General features: G+C 68.1%; 1 protein-coding gene. It reads right to left on the reverse strand.

Annotated elements, in window-relative coordinates; genetic code table 11:
* A partial coding sequence (locus tag ACQB60_RS45780) for an FG-GAP repeat domain-containing protein (RefSeq protein ID WP_496932047.1) occupies window positions 1-523 on the reverse strand: 523 nt, incomplete at both ends.

Genomic DNA, 523 nt, shown 5'->3' on the forward strand with positions numbered 1-523 from the left:
TCGTAGTCGTCCTGGTTGTAGTTGCCGGGTCCGGTGTTGCCTTCGGAGACGCGGACGTTGCGTTCCCAGACGCCGTCGCCGGCGTTGTCGAGGATGGCGAGGTCGGGGTAGGGGTCGTTGCCGTAGTTGGCGATGCGCAGTTGCTTGGTCTCGCGGTTGTCGCCGATGTCGAGGTGGTGGGCGTGGGGGGAGGTGAGGTGGGTGCGCTTGAGGGGGCTGGGGCGGATGTCGGAGATGCGGGCGGAGTTGGGGTCGTCGCCGCCGGCGGGCTTGACGGTGTTGACGACGAGGTCGAGGACGCCGTCCTTGTGGAAGTCGGCGACGGCGGCGGTGGTGACCTCGCCGGTTTTGGTGCCGACGAGTGTGTTGAGGGACTGCTTGGTGCCGTAGGTGCCGTCCGGGTTGCCCCATTGGATGGTGACCTTGGTGCCGGTGAGGCCGGGGTTGGTGATTTTGTCGGGGTGGCCGTCGCCGTCGAGGTCGCCGAGGAGGGTGGTGGTGTCGGCCAGGCAGGGGGTGGTGG

Origin of the sequence: Streptomyces odontotermitis (assembly GCF_050510915.1) — a bacterium.
Classification (GTDB): domain Bacteria; phylum Actinomycetota; class Actinomycetes; order Streptomycetales; family Streptomycetaceae; genus Streptomyces.